At 47.3% G+C, this 17,500-nt stretch carries 18 protein-coding genes; all 18 read right to left on the bottom strand.

Going from position 1 to position 17,500, the window contains the following annotated elements; translation table 11 throughout:
* Positions 1 to 5 precede the first annotated feature (5 nt).
* A complete protein-coding gene (gene dnaG, locus ANCC_RS07150; protein ID WP_009291194.1) occupies positions 6 to 1,763 on the bottom strand; it encodes a DNA primase in 1,758 nt (585 codons plus the stop codon).
* A gap of 81 nt (positions 1,764 to 1,844) precedes the next feature.
* A complete protein-coding gene (locus ANCC_RS07145) occupies positions 1,845 to 2,852 on the bottom strand; it encodes a deoxyguanosinetriphosphate triphosphohydrolase (protein ID WP_006567356.1) in 1,008 nt (335 codons plus the stop codon).
* A 42-nt stretch (positions 2,853 to 2,894) separates the two neighbouring features.
* Positions 2,895 to 3,644 (bottom strand): sigma-70 domain-containing protein, encoded by a 750-nt coding sequence (locus tag ANCC_RS07140; protein ID WP_006567357.1) that lies wholly within the window; start codon positions 3,642 to 3,644, stop codon positions 2,895 to 2,897.
* A gap of 9 nt (positions 3,645 to 3,653) precedes the next feature.
* Positions 3,654 to 4,481 (bottom strand): undecaprenyl-diphosphate phosphatase, encoded by an 828-nt coding sequence (locus ANCC_RS07135; RefSeq protein WP_006567358.1) that lies wholly within the window; start codon positions 4,479 to 4,481, stop codon positions 3,654 to 3,656.
* Positions 4,482 to 4,551: 70 nt separating this feature from the next.
* Positions 4,552 to 4,791 carry a DNA-directed RNA polymerase subunit omega gene (gene rpoZ / locus ANCC_RS07130; protein ID WP_009291193.1) on the bottom strand — a complete coding sequence of 80 codons (240 nt, stop codon included), beginning with the start codon at positions 4,789 to 4,791 and terminating at the stop codon, positions 4,552 to 4,554.
* A gap of 14 nt (positions 4,792 to 4,805) precedes the next feature.
* Positions 4,806 to 5,420, bottom strand: coding sequence for a guanylate kinase (gene gmk / locus ANCC_RS07125; protein WP_006567360.1), 615 nt, complete (start codon positions 5,418 to 5,420; stop codon positions 4,806 to 4,808).
* 13 nt (positions 5,421 to 5,433) lie between these two features.
* Positions 5,434 to 6,315 carry a YicC/YloC family endoribonuclease gene (locus ANCC_RS07120; RefSeq protein ID WP_006567361.1) on the bottom strand — a complete coding sequence of 294 codons (882 nt, stop codon included), beginning with the start codon at positions 6,313 to 6,315 and terminating at the stop codon, positions 5,434 to 5,436.
* Between the two features lie 83 nt (positions 6,316 to 6,398).
* Positions 6,399 to 6,932 carry a Holliday junction resolvase RecU gene (locus ANCC_RS07115; protein WP_006567362.1) on the bottom strand — a complete coding sequence of 178 codons (534 nt, stop codon included), beginning with the start codon at positions 6,930 to 6,932 and terminating at the stop codon, positions 6,399 to 6,401.
* On the bottom strand, positions 6,914 to 7,903 hold the full coding sequence (locus ANCC_RS07110; RefSeq protein ID WP_006567363.1) for an RluA family pseudouridine synthase: 990 nt from the start codon (positions 7,901 to 7,903) through the stop codon (positions 6,914 to 6,916). Before ANCC_RS07110 ends, ANCC_RS07115 begins: the two co-directional genes overlap by 19 nt.
* 12 nt (positions 7,904 to 7,915) lie before the next feature.
* On the bottom strand, positions 7,916 to 8,674 hold the full coding sequence (locus ANCC_RS07105; RefSeq protein ID WP_006567364.1) for an SDR family NAD(P)-dependent oxidoreductase: 759 nt from the start codon (positions 8,672 to 8,674) through the stop codon (positions 7,916 to 7,918).
* A gap of 20 nt (positions 8,675 to 8,694) precedes the next feature.
* Positions 8,695 to 9,360 carry an HAD family hydrolase gene (locus ANCC_RS07100; RefSeq protein WP_009291189.1) on the bottom strand — a complete coding sequence of 222 codons (666 nt, stop codon included), beginning with the start codon at positions 9,358 to 9,360 and terminating at the stop codon, positions 8,695 to 8,697.
* The gene (locus ANCC_RS07095; protein ID WP_009291188.1) at positions 9,360 to 10,076 is read right to left on the bottom strand and encodes a pseudouridine synthase; all 717 of its coding nucleotides are present in this window, start codon (positions 10,074 to 10,076) and stop codon (positions 9,360 to 9,362) included. Before ANCC_RS07095 ends, ANCC_RS07100 begins: the two co-directional genes overlap by 1 nt.
* A complete protein-coding gene (locus tag ANCC_RS07090; RefSeq protein ID WP_006567367.1) occupies positions 10,076 to 11,437 on the bottom strand; it encodes an RsmF rRNA methyltransferase first C-terminal domain-containing protein in 1,362 nt (453 codons plus the stop codon). The genes ANCC_RS07095 and ANCC_RS07090 overlap by 1 nt, the downstream gene beginning before the upstream one ends.
* 8 nt (positions 11,438 to 11,445) lie before the next feature.
* On the bottom strand, positions 11,446 to 12,249 hold the full coding sequence (locus tag ANCC_RS07085) for a GTP pyrophosphokinase (RefSeq protein WP_006567368.1): 804 nt from the start codon (positions 12,247 to 12,249) through the stop codon (positions 11,446 to 11,448).
* 204 nt (positions 12,250 to 12,453) lie between these two features.
* Positions 12,454 to 13,416: a beta-ketoacyl-ACP synthase III gene (locus ANCC_RS07080; protein ID WP_006567369.1), complete on the bottom strand. Its 963-nt coding sequence runs from the start codon at positions 13,414 to 13,416 to the stop codon at positions 12,454 to 12,456.
* A gap of 87 nt (positions 13,417 to 13,503) precedes the next feature.
* A complete protein-coding gene (spoIVA, locus tag ANCC_RS07075; protein ID WP_009291186.1) occupies positions 13,504 to 14,976 on the bottom strand; it encodes a stage IV sporulation protein A in 1,473 nt (490 codons plus the stop codon).
* A 128-nt stretch (positions 14,977 to 15,104) separates the two neighbouring features.
* Positions 15,105 to 15,974, bottom strand: coding sequence for a shikimate dehydrogenase (locus tag ANCC_RS07070; RefSeq protein WP_006567372.1), 870 nt, complete (start codon positions 15,972 to 15,974; stop codon positions 15,105 to 15,107).
* A gap of 60 nt (positions 15,975 to 16,034) precedes the next feature.
* Positions 16,035 to 17,495 (bottom strand): UDP-N-acetylmuramoyl-L-alanyl-D-glutamate--2,6-diaminopimelate ligase, encoded by a 1,461-nt coding sequence (locus tag ANCC_RS07065; RefSeq protein WP_006567373.1) that lies wholly within the window; start codon positions 17,493 to 17,495, stop codon positions 16,035 to 16,037.
* Positions 17,496 to 17,500: the final 5 nt, after the last annotated feature.

Below are 17,500 nucleotides of genomic sequence, written 5' to 3'. Positions count from 1 at the left end.
CCAACCTAAATCGAAATATGCAGCTTTGCCAGTCTGCCTTTTTCCTGGATCAGCTCCTGCCATTTCATAATGTCGTTGGATTCATTCATCTTGTGTTCAATGCTGTCTTCCTTTACCTTCCGGACAATGTCGGTCAGCGCCTTGTCATTGTCCTCGGGCAGAGGCTTTAATTTCAGCGTCGTATTGAACAGCTCCGCAATTTTCTTCTGGTCTTCCATATCCGTATACTGATTCAGTATCTTAGCCGGCATCACTTTGCCGTCCCTCTCGTATTCTTCAAAGAGCAGCATAGCAGCGCCGTGATAGATCGGCTCAATAAAATCATCCGGTCCGATGATCCCGGCAAGCTTCTGAAAAAGTACCGGCTCGTTGACCAGCCAGGTGAGCAGCAGCTTCTGAGGCTCCTGCCTTTTTTCTTCTTTTTTTACTTCCGCCGGTCTCCGCTCCTGTTCCTTTGGTTTCTCCTGTACATATCCGCTGGTGCCGTAATACTCCACCAGATCTTTCAGTTCCTTCACACCCATAAAATATTCCCTGGACACGGCTTCGCAGTAGTTGTTCCTCTCCAGAGGTTCCCTTATACCAGACAAAAGTTTTGCCGCCTCATGCTGGAACTTAGTTTTTTCCTCCGGATCATCCTGATTGTACTTTCCCGCTGCCACCGATATCTGGAACATGAAACTGCTCCTGGCTTTCTGTATGCGGTTTTTCAGTTCTTCGCTTCCCAGTTCCTTTATAAATTCATCAGGGTCTTTGTACGGAGTGAGATCGAGAACCCTGACCGTGAGGCCTGCCCCTTTGAGAATGGGTATCGCCCTTAAAATCGCCCTCTGACCGGCCTCATCGCTGTCAAAAGAAAGGATCACTTCGTTCGTATAACGTTTGAGAAGCATCCCGTGCCCCTCGGTAAACGCCGTTCCCAAAGCCGCCACCGCATTTGTGAATCCGGCCTGATGCATGGAAATGACGTCCATATATCCTTCGCATAAAATGATAAACTTCTCTCTGGAACTCCGGGCAAAATTCAGTCCGTAAAGATTCCTGCTCTTGTCAAACAGTTTCGTCTCCCTGGAATTTAAATACTTAGGGCTTCCGTCTCCCATGACCCGTCCCCCGAATCCTATGACACGGCTGTTGACATCCTGAATCGGAAACATGACCCTGTTCCAGAATTTGTCACTGCCTCCTCTGGCCTCGTCAATAGTGACCAGTGCAGAATCCTTCAGTTCTTCGTCGGAAAAGCCCTTGCTCTTTAAAAACCGGTAGAGGTCATCCTGATAAATATCTGCGTATCCAAGGCCGAACTTTTTGATTGTCTCCCCGGTAATCCCGCGTTTTGTAAGATAGGCAAGTCCTTTTTCCCCTCTTTTGCTGTGAAGGAGGATATAAAAATAATTGGCTGCCATCTTATTCATCTCTTTTAATTGTACCTTGGCGTCTGCCTGCTGCTTTGCTTCTGCGCTGAGTTCCTGTTCCGGAAGTTCCATCCCGGCCCGCTCCGCCAGATACCGCACGGCTTCCGGAAATGTAAAGTTCTCATATTCCATAATAAAAGTAAAGACATTGCCGCCGGCCCCGCATCCGAAACAGTAATACATCTGCTTGTCCCTGCTGACAGAAAACGACGGTGATTTTTCATTATGGAAAGGACAGAGTCCGAAATAAGAACTTCCTTTCCGCTTGAGCGGTACATAGGAAGAGATCAAATCCACGATGTCATTGCGGCTTCTGACCTCTTCAATAATGTCATCTCCGTATAACAACAGCCTGTCCTCCTATCTGTGTGATAAATGTCCTCTATATATATTATTCTACATAAACTGATTCATTCCTTTTTATTTTTCTCACTTTTCCAGCCAGAACTTCGGAATGAAGATTTCTTTGTATGTCTCGATAGCAAAATGGTCCGTCATTCCCGCAATATAGTCACAGGCAGCCTGTTCTTTGGACTCTGTGACACCAATCCTTTCTCTGGAGTAAGCAGGAAGAAGGTCGGTATGGTGAAGATAATATTCAAACAGCGGCTCAATGATATGGTGCACCTTTCGTTCTTCTTTTTTCGTTTGAGGGTTGAAATATACATGATCAAACATGAATCTTCTGAGACCGAACATCGCAGTGTGGATTTCATCAGACATTAAAATATCGTCCCGGTCCTCGCTGTGCTTTACAATGTCATGAATGATTGTATTGATCCGCTCCCGCACCGTATTACCAAGCACGTCTGTGTACTCTGCCGGAAGATCCGATTCTTTCATGACTCCTGCCCGTATAGAATCATCTATATCATGGTTGATGTAGGCGATCTTGTCAGCCAGGCGCACAATCTTTCCTTCCAGGGTAGACGAAATGCTGTGAGTAGAGTGGTTTTTCATCCCCTCCCGGACTTCCCAGGTAAGATTCAGCCCATTTCCGTTCTTCTCCAAAAACTCCACAACCCTGACGCTCTGCAGATTATGGCGGAATCCTTCGGGATTTAATTCGTTCAGCGTTCTCTCCCCCGCATGGCCGAACGGCGTATGTCCCAGGTCATGTCCCAGGGCAATGGCTTCCGTCAGCAGTTCATTTAAGTTCAGGGCCCTGGCTATGGTCCTGGCATTCTGCGCCACCTCCAGTGTATGCGTAAGTCTCGTCCGGTAGTGGTCTCCTTTTGGAGACAAAAACACCTGTGTTTTGTCCTTTAAACGCCGAAAAGCCTTGCAGTGGACGATCCGGTCCCTGTCTCTCTGGAAACAGGTCCGAAGTTCGCACTCCACTTCAGGCTTTTCTCTCCCTTTTGTCCGGCTGCTCTGTGTCGCATATGGACTCAGCAGCTTAAGCTCTGTCTGTTCCTGCTTTTCTCTGATGTTCATTGCCCCACCTCTTCCTGCATATGGGCGGCCGGAACATCCGGCCTATTTCCGGGTAATGTCTGTCTCAACGACAGAGATCGCATCAAGGGACATCTTCATGATCTCCTTTACTTCCTCTTCCGTCATCTTGAGATGATCCGCAAGTTCTCCTGCAGTTGCCTCTCTTCCAAGGTCTTCTGCCAGAAATCGGGCTGCCTCGTCCAGGCGGTTGGCCTTTCTTGCCATCTGTTCTCCCACCGAGTCCGTATTCATCTGCTCGGAAACGGCTTTCTTCATTGCCGACTCCGCTGCTTCCCGTAAAAACTTTTCAGCCTCCTTTGGCTCTCTGTCTCCAAGTTCAAATACAGCCTCTATAAGGCCCATATTACCCTCCTGGATCAGATCTCCAAGCAAAACACCGTGCCCTGTGTAGTTCCTGGCATCCAGTGCCACGTCGGCAAGCATACTCTCAATCAGTTCATTTTGGACGTCTTCCCCGTCTGCCAGCCTTACAATCAATTCCCGTACTTTTTTGGGATCGGAGCCTCCCAGCTCTTCGAGCTCCTCCTCATAAAACCGGATCACTCCCGGATCTGTCTCTTCTTTCTGTAATTCCTTTTTCGGGCTTTTTTCATACCCCTCCACCTGCACCCCGGCTTCCACAAAGTAGTCGCAGAGCATGGTCTCGATCTCATCCGTGATGTCCATTCCTCCGAAATATGATAAAATATCTTCCTTCCGGATCTTATCGCCCCCGGCCTTTGCGACCTCTAAAAGCTCCTGCATCCCTTTTAAAAACAACTCTTTCTCCATGTAATTCTCCTATTTAAAAAACATAAAATATCCGATGACCAGAATACCAAGTATGATCCTGTACACCCCAAACGCCTTAAAATCATGCCGTTTTACATATCCCATCAAAAACTTAATCGAAACAATGGATACAAGGAACGAAACGATCATTCCTATGGCCAGCACCACAAGCTCTGTTCCGGTAAAGGAAAGCCCGAATTTTAAGATCTTTAAAAGGCTGGCTCCGAACATGACCGGAATTCCAAGAAAAAATGAAAACTCTGCCGCCACGGTCCTGGAACATCCGATCAGAATACCTCCCACAATGGTAGCTCCGGAACGGGATGTGCCCGGAATCAGAGACAATACCTGAAACACTCCAATGATAAAGGCCATCCGGTATGTAAGCCCCGAGAGAGAATCCATGCCTCTTCTCCTGCTTCTCTCGTTATGATTTTCAATGACGATAAATAAGACACCATAGATGATCAGCGTTGCCGCAACAACCACCGGGTTAAAAAATCTGTCATGAATAGCATCGTCAAACAGTATGCCGATGACTGCCGCCGGAAGGACCGCAAAGATCACTTTATACCAGAGTACCATGGTCTCATGTTTCTGCTTCCGGTTCTTTTTTGGAGAGAGCGGATTCAGCTTGTGAAAATAGAGCACGACCACCGCCATGATGGCGCCCAGCTGGATCACCACGTCAAACATCTCTTTAAATGCCGCCGAGACGTTTAAGTTTATGAACTCATCCACTAAGATCAGGTGTCCGGTGCTGCTGATTGGGAGCCATTCCGTGATGCCCTCCACAATTCCTAAAATGATTGTTTTTAAGATTAATATAAGATCCATGTCTGTTCCTTTCAAGATGATATTTGAAAAGGGTGACTAGAAAAAATCCTATTCACCCTTCGTGCTTTCTCTATTCTTCGTCTTCTCCATCCTGAAGAATCTTTACTTTATTGCTCCGTATCTCCTCGACTGCCGTGGAAAGAGGCTTCTGTTCGTCTGCATCTTCCGTAAGCGGCATATCTCCTCCGATCAGCTGTCTGGCTCTCTTGGCACTGGCAATGACAAGTGAGTAGCGGCTGGTGATGATATTCTTGTCTTCGTCATCTCCATTGATGACCTGCATTAATTCTGAATATGATGGGTGTAGCATAAATATGATTCCTCCTATAAGGTTTTTAATCCTTCCATTGTTTCTTTTACCAGATCCATGTTGTGTCTGCGCTCACAGGACTGTGCGGTGACCACCGCATGCACCTGGCCGACGCACACTTCCAGATCGTCATTGACGATAATATAATCATACTGGCACATGTCCTCGGACTCTTCCACCGCCCTTGAAAGCCGCTTTGCTATGACTTCCTCAGACTCCGTTCCCCTTCCGATCAGGCGGTTTTTGATCTCCCCGGCACTGGGAGCCGTGATGAAGATCAAAAGAGCATCCTCGTACTGTTCCCTGATGGCAAACGCCCCCTGTACTTCAATCTCCAGTATGACATTATGCCCCGCGTTGAGCTCATCTTCCACGAACTTCCGCGGCGTGCCGTAAAAATTTTCTACATATCTAGCATATTCTATAAATCCGTTGTAGTCAATCAGGTTTCGAAACTCTTCTTCCGTCTTGAAAAAATAGTCTCTTCCGTCCACTTCCCCTTCCCGGGGCTGCCTGGTCGTCGCGGAGACCGACAGACTGTATCCGTACTTCTCCACCAGGCGCTTTGCCACTGTGCCTTTTCCAACGCCGGAAAATCCGGATAAGATGACCAACGCACCTTTTTTCATCGTTTTATCCTCCCTACTCGATATTCTGAACCTGTTCCCTGACCTTTTCCACATTGGTCTTCAGCTCGATGGCGTGGTTGGAAAGCTCCACGTCACTGGACTTGGACAAGATCGTGTTGGCCTCCCGGTTCATTTCCTGGGCAAGGAAATCCAGTTTTCTTCCGACGCTTTCTTTCTCATAGAGCTCTTCCTGCATGGCCTTGATATGGCTCTTAAAGCGGACGATCTCTTCATCCACGGATATTTTGTCTGCATATAAGGTGACCTCTGCCGCAATCCTGTTTTCATCGATCCCAGCATTTTCTAAAAATTCTTTTACTTTATCTTCCAGTTTCGTACGGTATTCCTGAATAATAGACGGAGAACGCTCGGCGATAAACTCAATATCGTCTTCCATCCGGGCGAGCTTTCCTTCCATATCCTCCAAAAGTCTTTTCCCTTCCACTGTCCTGGATTCCACAAATTTTTTGCCGGCTTCCTTAACCGCTGTTTCGATCAGGCTCCACCACCGGCTCTCGTCAAAAGTCTCTTCTGTGAGAGAGAGCACCTCTGGAAACTGAGCCAGGCGTTCTGCCGTGGCCGACACCGGAATTCCAAACTCTTCTTCCATCTGATGAAAGGCATCCATATACTCTTTTGCCACCGCGCGGTTATAGTGGAGACCTACGCTGGTCTCGGACAAGTCTTCATATGATATGGACAGATCGATCTTTCCCCTGTTCGCATACTGTTTAAACAGGTTCCGGACATCCGCCTCAAACATAGTAAATTTTTTCGGTATCTTTAATGAGATATCACAGTATCTGTGATTGACTGATTTCACCTCAACGGTGATCGTCTGATTGTTGTCATTGGATACGACGCTGCGCCCAAATCCTGTCATACTTCTAATCATTGGTCTATCTTCTTTCTGTGTATTCACTTGCCGGACGTAACGGCTGTTTCAATGTTTTATTATACGAAAAACAGCAGGCTAAGTCAACGCCTCCCGGCCAATAGTTTATTCAGGCACTCTAAATAATGCAGGATCATACCTTTTTTCATAGGAACAAAGAATCCTGCATCCAGTTCCTCAAATTTAAAATGCTTGGGACCGCCGTTTAACTGCCTGTTCCAGTATTTCATTGTCTCCTCAAAAGACATGAAGTAACAGGCCTGCCTGTGGGTAAAATAGATCAGCAGAAAGCTTATGCCACCCTGTTTTTCAAACCTCTCCATAAATTCTATTTGGTGTTCATGGATATTATGTAAGGGAAATACGTCGTTTCCGCACTCTTTGGCGTCAAAACAAACAGGATATCCCTGGACAGCCCCCATATAGTCCACCGTACTTTTCTGGTCAAAATATGCTAAAGTGATCTGCCGGGTGGTCTTGTCAAACCGGACCGGCTTTATGGATGTGGGGATCTTCTGGATCAGAGCCAGCCCCTGTTCCTTATACTTTTCATTTGTGTGGTTGACCAGTTCTTCAAGGACCGATCCCCTCAATCCTTTTAAATTCCAGGTTCCCATACGACTCTCCCAAACAATTCATTTGCTGTCCTTAAAAATGTTTCCGGAGGCTCTGCGGCAACGGTCCTGCCGGACAGCTCCCCGCACCTTTTCATCCCTTCGGGAAACTCGAGGCAGCCGCAGTGCAGCAGCTGGTGCTTTACTCCGAACTTCTGCTTCATCTGCAGATTGACACCCCTGTCTCCGTACTTGGTATCCCCTGCCAGAGGAAATCCCATCCCGGCTAAATGGGCCCGGATCTGATGGGTCTTTCCGGTGATCAGTTCCACCCTCAGGAGCGTAAAGCCGTGCCCGGCTGCCATCGGCTCATAGGCTGTCTCAATCCGGCTTCCTCCGCTGATCTTTCGCTCCGAAAAAGAAACTTTGTTTTCTCTGTGGTCTTTACATATATAACCGGAAATTCTTGTTTTTTTGTTCACCATGCCCTTCACAATACAGTAGTAATATTTTCTCACAGAGCGGTCTCTCAGCACTTCCGCCATCGTCTGAAGCCCCTCCAGAGAGATCCCCGCGATCAGCAGACCCGTCGTATTCCTGTCTAAACGGTTGCAGACAGACGGACGGACCAATTCCAGGTCAGACTCTTTTAAAATGCCGTGTTCCAGGCAATAGGGAACGATCAGCTCATTCACCGATATATCCGACGGCTTTGCTTTCTGTGACAGCATCCCGTAAGGCTTATTGATGATGAGCACATTGGAATCCTGATAAATCACAGAAAGATCTGCCTTCCTCCTCTCCGCCCTCGGTTCTTCCCGGAAAGAAGCAATGGTCGCATCCGCCATATAAACACACACCACATCGCCGGATTTCAGCTTTTCACTTCCCGATGCCTTTTTTCCGTTCAGTTTAATATTCTTTTTACGGAGCATCTTATAGAGAAAGCTTTTCGGAGCCTTATTCAGATATTTTGCCAGCAGTTTGTCCAGCCGCTGTTCTTCTTCCCGGTCTGAGATTCTGATTTCTTTCATTCGGGTTCCCTTCTAGCCTATCAGTCTGACGATCAGACCGCTCGGCAGCAGCTTGCACAAAACTCTCACCGCCTTCATGGAAAGCCCGTAGACAGAGACCGCCCGGCCTCTCTTTACATCCCTCAGAGCCTTCTTTACCACTTTTTCAGGCTTTGCCATCGCAAGCTTTTTATATAGTTTCATTTCTTTTTTTTGATAGGCCGTATCAAAGAACTCGGTCTTTACCGGTCCCGGACAGACGGCCGTCACAATAATTCCTCTCTTTTTCAGCTCCTGTCTCAATGCCAGGCTCAGATTCAGTACATAGGACTTTGTCGCCGCATAGACTGCAAATCCCGGCTGAGGTACAAATGCCGCAGAAGATGCCACTTGTACGATACGTGCCTTTCTTGGCATATACGGCAGCACGGCTCTGGTGATCCTCGTGAGAGCGAGACAGTTCACTTTCACCATCTGATCCAGCATCTCTTCCTCCTGCCGGTCAAACTTCCCGGCCAGTCCGAGCCCGGAACAGTTCACCAGCACATAAACTTTCGGCTTTTCTTTTGCCAGGATATTTCTGATCCGTTCGGCGCTGTCCTTTTTCGCAAGATCCAGAGGAATCGGCCGGATCACGATGTTGGAAACCAGCACCCCAAGTTCAAATAAGCGGTCTGCCCTTCGCGCCACCACCCAGATCTCATCTAAAAATCCATGACTCTTTGCCGTCTGAATGACAAACTGCCTTCCCAGCCCTGAGGAAGCACCTGTAATAATCGCTACTTTCTTCATGTTATCACCTCTCGTATCGCTTAAACTGATTGATAGGTTCCGTTTATGATATCAAAGTAAGTGTCAATGTAATAGTCCGCCAATTCCTTCTTCTTTTCCGTCACCGCCTGGGAGTAGGAATCCCGGACGGCACAGGTCGTCATATTCGCGCTGTTTCCGGCCATGATGCCGTATGGAATATCTTCAAACACTAAAATATGTTCCGGAGAAACAGAGAGCTCCTCCGCGGTCTTCAGATACACATCCGGCGCCGGTTTCCCTTTCGGCACTTCATTGGAGGTACAGATATACTGAAAATATTCCCCGATCCCATGGGCATCGAGACATGCATTTGTCAGTTCCCTGGAATTGCTTGTAGCGATTCCAAGCGGAAGCTTTTTCTCCTTCAGGATATCCAGAAACTCCTTTGCCCCCTCCTTGAGAGGGATCTCATTCATATACATCTCACAGGCCATACGGTTCCATGTGTCCTTGATCTCCTGTACGGAGAGCGGCAGCGGAAAATTGTTTTTAAAATACTCCGCCGTCTCATTAAAACTGAAGCCTTCCAGGAAATCGTTCAGCCCATCCGGTACCTGCAGGCCATACTGTCCCAAAAACCGTTCGTCGATCTCCCGCCAGATCCACATGGAATCCACAAGGGTTCCGTCCAGGTCAAAAATAACTGCTCGTTTATCTTTTAGCATTAGTTCTCCTTTAAACATTTGATTTCTTCTTCCGTAAGCTCTCTGACCTGTCCCGGGAGAAGTTCCGGGTCCAGAACAAGGCTTCCCATGGAAAGTCTTTTCAGTTCTAAAACTTTGCTGCCTACCGCCTCAAACATCCGTTTGATCTGATGGAATCTCCCCTCTGTGATAAACACCTCTGCCTGCGATACTTCTCCTGAAGTCAGTATGACAAGTTTCGCCGGCTTCAAAGGCTTGTCATCTCCGATATCCATGCCTGACTCAAAAATCTCCTGCTGCTCTCTGCCAATTTCCCCTGTTACAGTGACAGAGTAGCATTTCGTGACATGATGCTTCGGAGACAGCAGACGGTGAGCCAGTTCTCCGTCATTTGTGATGAGCAGCAGGCCTTCGGTGTCCTTGTCCAGCCTGCCTGCCGGGAACAGCCCCTTCCTGTGTCTTCCAGTGAGCAGATCCATGACCGTTTTATCTCTTCCATCTTTTGTTGCCGTCACCACGCCCTTTGGCTTGTTCATCATCAGATACTCATATTTCCGGAAGTTCAGTCTCTGCCCGTCCGCTGTAATCTCATCTTCTTCCGGGTTTACTTTATATTCCGGTTTCTTAATGATCTCGTCTCCTGCCAGGACTCTGCCCTGGCGGATCATTTTCCTGGCCTCGCTCCTGGTGCATCCCAGGACATCGCATAAAAACTTGTCCAAACGCAGTGTCTTCATCACATCCATCTCCATGACGGCGCATATTTATTTTTCATCCGTCCCTTTGAAAGTTTCCCCCATCCGAGAGGGTATCCGCAGACAGTGATCAGATACACACCGTCTTCTTTTTCGTCTGCAAGTATCGTTTCACATTTCAGATATTTCATGAGCCTGTCATCTGAAAGGCTTAGATCCAGGGTTCTCACATATCCGCTGCCGGAAAGCGCCATAGCCAGAACCTGGCTTGGCTCAAACCGTTTCTTCTTCATCTCTCCCAAAAGCAGTCCGTGTCTTAAAACCCGGAGCCTGCCAAGGTCAGGCAGTTCTTTCGGCATAAGGATCAGTCTCCCCTTATGTTCTTTGATCCTGTCTCTGTCAAGGTCCATCCTGCACCCGGACAAAAAGGCTTCCGCCTCCTCAGAGATCACCGCACGGGCATTTCCTGACTCCTTCCTGTCCGAAGCCGGAGAGCCGTCCTTTTTCAAAAGAGCCAGAAAGTGGCCTTCTCCTTTGATTCTGTGGGGCCAAAGCCTGATGCATTTCTTTACATCCTGAAGCCCTGACACCGTCCATTCGGCGTGTCCTCTGTCAAACCCTTCACAGTCCGGCAGATCGGCCAGGGACAGCCCGGGCTCCTGTTCCAGCAGGTACTCAATCAGCTGCTCGTCCTCTTCCGGAGAGAAGGTACAGGTAGAATATAAAAGATATCCTCCGGGCTTGAGCATCTTTACCGCGTCAAGGATGATTTCCCTCTGGATTTTTACATAAGGTTCAATGCCGTATTCGGCCCAGTTTTTAATCTCGCTGCTGCCTTTGCGGAACATTCCTTCCCCCGAACAGGGCGCGTCCACAAGCACTTTATCGAAATACTCATAAAAGACCGGAACAAGATTTTTAGGTTCCTCGCTTACGATCACGCTGTTGCTGATGCCGAACATCTCTAAATTTTTCAAGAGGGCTTTTGTCCTTGTAATGCTGATGTCATTGGACACCAGAATTCCCTCTCCCCGAAGCTTTGCCCCGAGTTCTGTGGACTTGCCTCCGGGCGCCGCACAGAGATCCAGTACCTTGTCCCCGGGCTCTACCGGAAGAAATGCCGCGGGTGCCATGGCGCTCGGTTCCTGAATATAGTACAGACCCGCATGATAAAAGGGATGCTTCGCAGGCTGCTCTTTTGGTCCGACAAAAAACCCGTTTTTCGTCCACGGCACCGGCTCGGTCTCAAATGGTGCGATCTTTTGAAATTCTTCCACCGATATCTTTGATGTATTGACCCGGATGCCATTCTGCTTCGGCCGCTTTAAACATGCCTCATAATCGCTGTATTCTTCTCCCAGAAGGGATTTCATCTTCTCAACGAATAATTGTGGTAATTCCATAACTTCTCCTATGACAGGCTCTGTGCGCGGTAGCCTTCCGCAATGATGTCCAGCTGCTTATTGAAATGGATCAGCTGCTCCATATCTCCTGTCTCATATATTTTGTAAAACTCATCCTGTATCTTGATGACTTCCTGTTTGTTGGCAACTTTATATAAATTCTGCATCGTTGACAAGATCTCAGAAACGATATTTGCCTTCTTCCTGAAAGAATTCTGTGCATCCATGATCTCATCTCTGACAATGGACATCTCCTTGTCAAGGACCACGATGGCATCCGCCGCATTCATGAGCTTTTCCGTGATATGCTCTGGGATATTTTCCTTATATTTGTACTGAAGGGAGTGCTCCACTGTTGCCCAGAAATTCATGGCCAGTGTGCGGATCTGTATCTCCGCCTGGATTCGTTTTTTTCCGTAGATCGTATCCACATCGTAATAGATGATGACATGAAAACTCCGGTATCCGCTGTCCTTTGCTTTTGTTATATAATCTTTTTTTGTCTTGATCTCCATGTCAGACCGCTGTTCAATAATCTCCACAACACGGTCGATATCTTCCACAAACTGACAAATGACTCTGATGCCCGCAATATCCTCCAGATCGGTCTCGATTTCATTGATATTGATCTTTTTCCTCTGCATCTTGTCAAGAATGCTGGAAATACTCTTGACTCTCCCATCCACCTGTTCGATCGGTGAATAGCGGCCTGCGGTCCTGTACTCGTTCATGATGTGTACGAACTTCAGCTTTAATTCTTCCACAGCTAAGTCGTAAGGGCAAAGGATCTCTCTCCACATCTGTAATTCCATTGCCAACACCTCCTTTAATCTATATTCTTATATTATAGCATACTTTAACATTTGAAGCACGTTCATCCTCACGCATCTGTGCTCAATCGGCGGAGCGTTTTTATTCCACAGGGAAGTCCTGAAACTTTCCTGTGAAATAAACAAAAAAAGCAGGAAAGCCCTACTTTTTTCTCAGGTGACACCGGAATCGTCTCCGGCCGTTTCTTACCATTCTAAATAAATCGTTCCCCAGGTCAGACCTCCTCCAAATCCGCACATGACAATCTTATCTCCTCTCTCAAGCAAACCCTTTTTATTGATCTCGTCCAATAAGATCGGGACACTTGCAGAAGAAGTATTGCTGCACCGGTCCAGGTTCATCGGAAACTTTTCTATGTCAAGCTTCAGACGTTTTGCAGCCGAATCGATGATCCGTTTGTTGGCCTGATGCAGGACGTAATATTTGATCTCATCTTTTGAAACTCCTGCTTTCTCCAATACATTTTCAATCGTCCTGGGAACCGTCTTTACCGCAAACCGGTAAACTTCCTGTCCGTCCATAAAGACTTGTTCCAAAGGCTCATGGTTCTCTACCAATAAGTTATTTAATTTTCTCTCCCCGCAGGTCAGCGCTTCCCCGAGTTCCCCGTTAGATCCGTAATCGATAAATACTTCTCTGGAATCATCCGCTTCCACCACTGCACACCCTGCCCCGTCTCCGAACAAGACACAGGAACTGCGGTCGCTCCAATCCACGACCTTTGATAAGGTTTCCACACCGATGACGAGCATCTTTTTTGCCAATGCTGCTTTTGCATAGGCTACCGCAGTGGTCAGAGCATAGACAAACCCGGAACACGCCGCATTTAAGTCCATACAGACCGCATTCCTTGCTCCGATGGCTTTTTGAACGTCACAGGCCCCGTTGGGAGTGGCCCGGTCACCGGACAATGTCGCTAAAAAGATACAGTCCAGCTCCTCCGGAGCGACTCCGCTTTCCTTCAGGGCTTCTTTTGCAGCTTTCACTGCCATGCCGGATGTTGTATCGTCCACAGAAATATGACGTGCCCGGATACCGGTTCTGCTGGCAATCCACTCATCGCTGGTATCCATCACTTTTGCTAAATCATCATTTGTAACAATCGTCTCCGGAAGATAACTTCCTGTACCTAATATTCTAATCGACATCTTATCATTTATCCTGCGCTTTCCTAATATTTTGTTTACCAAAGTATATTCTTTTTTTCGTAATTTGTCAATGCCACCCAGCTATTGTCAGATGATGATGCAGACCAGTCCGCCGTTGCTCTCATTGACGATCTTTTCCATAGTATCCTGCAGTTTCTGCTGGCTTTCTTCTGTCATCTTCTGCGCTTTTGACTGCATGCCTTCTCCGACAAGCTGCTCCAGTGTTTTTCCAAAAATATTGATATCCCATATACTTTCCTGAGGATCACTCTTTCCCTTGTCAAAGTACTCCATCAGATCCTTGGCCTGATACTCTTCTCCGACGATCGGTGCGATCTCCGTGGAAATATTGGCCCGTATCATATGAATGGACGGAGCACTGGCCTTGATCTTCACCCCGTATTTGTTCCCATGCTTCACGATCTTAGGTTCTTCCAGGACAATATCTCCCTTTGTCGGGGTCACAACACCGTATCCCCTCTGTTTCACTGCGTTCAGGGCATCGGCCACTTCTTCGTATTCCTTTTTCTGTCTTGCAAGATCTCTCATGATCGAGATGAATTCGTATTCATTCTTGATCGGAAGTCCAATCGTATCACTTAAAAATTCATAATAATAGGAATCATCCATATCCACTGCGATACGGATCACTCCGGTATCCATAGCGACAGAATCCAGTTTCCACTGTTTTATGTATTGATTTTCGTAATCTTCCTCCTCATAGATGTCTTTCATGGTATCCTTCTCTATGAGCATCTTCCGGGCAGTCTCCATGATTTCCTGTTTGATCTTGTGATCGTGCGGAAGTACCTCCACCCATTTCGGTACAAAAAAGCCAATCGAAGAAATTGGGAATTCCATCAGTACACTCTTGAGTATATAATAAATATCATCCTTCTTAAGCTGTTCACAGTTCATCGGGAGCACTTTTGCCCCGTATTTTGCTTCCTTTTCTTTGGCAAGGTTCACAGTTTCTTCAGAATATGGACGGCTCGTATTTAAAAGTACCACAAATGGTTTATGTAATGCTTTGAGCTGTTTGATCGTCTCTTCCTCCGGCTCCTGATAATTGGCCGCCTCTATGTCGCCGAAGGAACCGTCTGTAGTCACTACGATCCCGATCGTGGAATGTTCCGTGATGACTTTTTTTGTCCCGATGCTGGCCGCTTTTGTAAATGGAATCTCATAATCAAACCACGGTGTCTTCACCAGCCGTTCTTCTTCTCCCTCAATATGGCCCACAGCTCCGTTTACCATGTAACCCACACAGTCGATGAGGCGGACTTTCATGCTGATGCCGTCATCCACGTTGATCTCCACCGCTTCATTCGGCACAAACTTGGGTTCCGTCGTCATGATGGTTTTTCCGCTGGATGACTGAGGCAGCTCGTCGTTGGCACGGCTTCTTTCGTTCTCATTTTCCATGTTCGGAAGAACCATCAGGTTCATAAACCGCTTGATAAACGTACTCTTTCCGGTCCTAACCGGACCTACCACGCCGATGTAGATCTCTCCGTCGGTCCTGGCCATAATATCCTTATATACATTAAAGTAATCCATAATATCCTCCTACGATAGACTGTTAAAGTATATGCAGTATTCTGCCAGGATATGACTGTAAGAAAGAAAAAAGGACTGCCCGGGCAATCCTTTTTCTCTTATATCACTGGTTGATTATGTATTCTGTTTTAAGAAAAGAACTTTTCCTTTACTTCTTTTACCGGCATATCCTGTCCGGTGAACAGTTTAAATGCAGCCACTCCCTGCCATAAGAGCATTCCGTCTCCCTGGACAGTCCTGCAGCCCGCTGCTTTAGCCTCTCTTAACAGCTTTGTCTCTTTCGGATTATAGACCACATCTGCAACAACCATATCTTTGCGGAACAGGCTCGTATCCCGGATCACGGAAGTGTCTTCTTTTGGTTTCATCCCAAGAAGAGTTCCGTTGATGAGAATATCGGTTTTTGATACCGCTTCTTTGACAGCAGCTTCGTCAGCCAGATCGATCAAAGTGATGTCACAGTCCGGAGTTTCTTCCCGGAGCTTTTTATGCATCTCTTCCGCCCGTCCGAAGAAATCATCCCTTGGGTTAATGACCGTGACGGAATTTGCGCCATCCAGAGCACACTGTACCAAAATCGCTGTCGCAGCACCTCCGGCCCCAAAGATCACAATATCTTTTTTCCCGATTGAAACCCCATGATCCTTAAGATTTGCCACAAATCCTTCACCGTCTGTGATATGTCCGTAAAGTTTTCCGTCTCTGTTTACCACAGTGTTTACCGCACCGATCAGCCTGGCTGCCGGAGACAATTCATCCATATATTTTGCTGCCTCTGTCTTGCACGGCATGGTCACATTGAGCCCCTGCATATTCAGTGTTCGCACTGCGCTGATGGCATCTTTTACCTGGTCTTCTTTGATATCAAAAGCCAGGTAAGCCGCGTCAATCCCGAGCGCCTGAAATCCATAATTGTGCATAGCCGGTGATCCTGAATGTCCCACCGGTGACCCGATCAGTCCCAATAATCTTGTTGTTCCTTTAATTCTGCTGTCCATAGTTCCTCCTAATCTCCTCCCGGAAACATGTGTGATGCTTTCGGTTTTTGTGTTCTGAATTTAAATGGATTCTGCGATGATCTCCCGGATCAAGTCTCTTTCATCCATATGATGTTTCACTCCTCTGATCTCCTGATAATCTTCATGTCCTTTGCCCGCCAGAATGACGATATCGCCCTTTCCTGCATGTTCCATGCAGTAGCGGATGGCTTCTTTCCTGTCAGGGATCGTGACATATTCTCCCGGTCCCTTATGGACTCCCACCAAAATATCATTGATAATGTCCATCGGTTCTTCATTTCTCGGATTGTCTGATGTCACCACCGTAAGATCCGCAAGTTTTGAAGATACCTCGCCCATCTCATACCGTCTGGCTTTGGCCCTGTTGCCTCCGCAGCCGAACAGACAGTAGATCTTTTTCGGATCATACTTCCGTATCGTCGTGAGCAGGCTTTCGAGACTCATGGCATTGTGGGCGTAATCAATCATCAGGGTGTATTCGCCCGGTGTTTTTATGATCTCTAAACGGCCTTTTACCTGAATCGTATTCAGTGCGTCCAGAACATCTTTCTTTTGAATTCCCATATGGCGGCACAATGAAATGGCTGCCAGCGAATTATAGACCGTAAAGTCTCCTGGAATGTCCACATGAACGTTATACTCTTCTTTTCCTTTTAAATCGTAAGAAACGCCAAGATAACCGGGTTCCTGGATACGCTCTATATGGTCGGCATACACATCGCTGCCCGGCTTCATGCCAAAGGTCTCTAAAGAACATGTATGCCCCTTGATGATTCTTTCTACATAGTCATCATCCCCGTTTACAATGCCCTGCCTGCACTGCTGAAACAAAAGAGACTTGCAGCGGATATAGTCATCCATATCCTTGTGTTCATTTTCTCCGATATGGTCTTCGGCCAGATTCGTAAAAATACCATAGTCAAAGGTAAAGCCGCTCACCCTGTGGAGCATCAGTCCCTGTGAAGAAACTTCCATGACGACATTTTTGCATCCCGCATCCGCCATCTTCCGGAAAGATTCCTGAATCACGTAAGATTCCGGCGTCGTATTGACCGAAGGGATTCTTTCATCCCCGATGACAGTCTCAATGGTTCCGATCAGCCCGGTCTTCTGCCCCGCGTGCTCAAGCACCGACTGGATCATGTAAGTGATCGTTGTCTTGCCTTTGGTTCCGGTTATCCCAATGGTCATCAGTTCCTCTGCCGGATATCCGAAGTAAGCTGCGGACATCTCTGCAAGCGCCTTTCTCGTGTCGTCAAAACGGATCACCGTTACGCCCTTCGGAGCTTCCACATCCTGTTGTACAACGATAACTTTGGCACCCTTTTCGATTACCTGCCCAATAAACTTATGTCCGTCAAAGGCTGCCCCGGAAATGCAGACAAAAACACTGTTCTCCTCCACTTTTCTTGAGTCATATACGAGAGTCGAAATCTCTGTATCTTCCGTGCCCTGTACGAGAGTGTATTCTGAGCGTTCTAATAATTTTGATAATTTCATAGATT

The sequence above is a fragment of the Anaerostipes caccae L1-92 genome (genome assembly GCF_014467075.1).
Classification (GTDB): Bacteria; Bacillota; Clostridia; order Lachnospirales; family Lachnospiraceae; genus Anaerostipes; species Anaerostipes caccae.
This window is presented reverse-complemented; position numbering and strand designations above follow the sequence as displayed.

What these genes read in the sequence shown, in the direction of transcription:
- ANCC_RS07145 (WP_006567356.1), bottom strand. Translation starts at nt 2,852, where the DNA reads ATGAACATCAGAGAAAAGCAGGAACAGACAGAGCTTAAGCTGCTGAGT.
- ANCC_RS07140 (WP_006567357.1), bottom strand. Translation starts at nt 3,644, where the DNA reads ATGGAGAAAGAGTTGTTTTTAAAAGGGATGCAGGAGCTTTTAGAGGTC.
- ANCC_RS07135 (WP_006567358.1), bottom strand. Translation starts at nt 4,481, where the DNA reads ATGGATCTTATATTAATCTTAAAAACAATCATTTTAGGAATTGTGGAG.
- rpoZ (WP_009291193.1), bottom strand. Translation starts at nt 4,791, where the DNA reads ATGCTACACCCATCATATTCAGAATTAATGCAGGTCATCAATGGAGAT.
- gmk (WP_006567360.1), bottom strand. Translation starts at nt 5,420, where the DNA reads ATGAAAAAAGGTGCGTTGGTCATCTTATCCGGATTTTCCGGCGTTGGA.
- ANCC_RS07120 (WP_006567361.1), bottom strand. Translation starts at nt 6,315, where the DNA reads ATGATTAGAAGTATGACAGGATTTGGGCGCAGCGTCGTATCCAATGAC.
- ANCC_RS07115 (WP_006567362.1), bottom strand. Translation starts at nt 6,932, where the DNA reads ATGGGAACCTGGAATTTAAAAGGATTGAGGGGATCGGTCCTTGAAGAA.
- ANCC_RS07110 (WP_006567363.1), bottom strand. Translation starts at nt 7,903, where the DNA reads ATGAAAGAAATCAGAATCTCAGACCGGGAAGAAGAACAGCGGCTGGAC.
- ANCC_RS07105 (WP_006567364.1), bottom strand. Translation starts at nt 8,674, where the DNA reads ATGAAGAAAGTAGCGATTATTACAGGTGCTTCCTCAGGGCTGGGAAGG.
- ANCC_RS07100 (WP_009291189.1), bottom strand. Translation starts at nt 9,360, where the DNA reads ATGCTAAAAGATAAACGAGCAGTTATTTTTGACCTGGACGGAACCCTT.
- ANCC_RS07095 (WP_009291188.1), bottom strand. Translation starts at nt 10,076, where the DNA reads ATGAAGACACTGCGTTTGGACAAGTTTTTATGCGATGTCCTGGGATGC.
- ANCC_RS07090 (WP_006567367.1), bottom strand. Translation starts at nt 11,437, where the DNA reads ATGGAATTACCACAATTATTCGTTGAGAAGATGAAATCCCTTCTGGGA.
- ANCC_RS07085 (WP_006567368.1), bottom strand. Translation starts at nt 12,249, where the DNA reads ATGGAATTACAGATGTGGAGAGAGATCCTTTGCCCTTACGACTTAGCT.
- ANCC_RS07080 (WP_006567369.1), bottom strand. Translation starts at nt 13,416, where the DNA reads ATGTCGATTAGAATATTAGGTACAGGAAGTTATCTTCCGGAGACGATT.
- spoIVA (WP_009291186.1), bottom strand. Translation starts at nt 14,976, where the DNA reads ATGGATTACTTTAATGTATATAAGGATATTATGGCCAGGACCGACGGA.
- ANCC_RS07070 (WP_006567372.1), bottom strand. Translation starts at nt 15,974, where the DNA reads ATGGACAGCAGAATTAAAGGAACAACAAGATTATTGGGACTGATCGGG.
- ANCC_RS07065 (WP_006567373.1), bottom strand. Translation starts at nt 17,495, where the DNA reads ATGAAATTATCAAAATTATTAGAACGCTCAGAATACACTCTCGTACAG.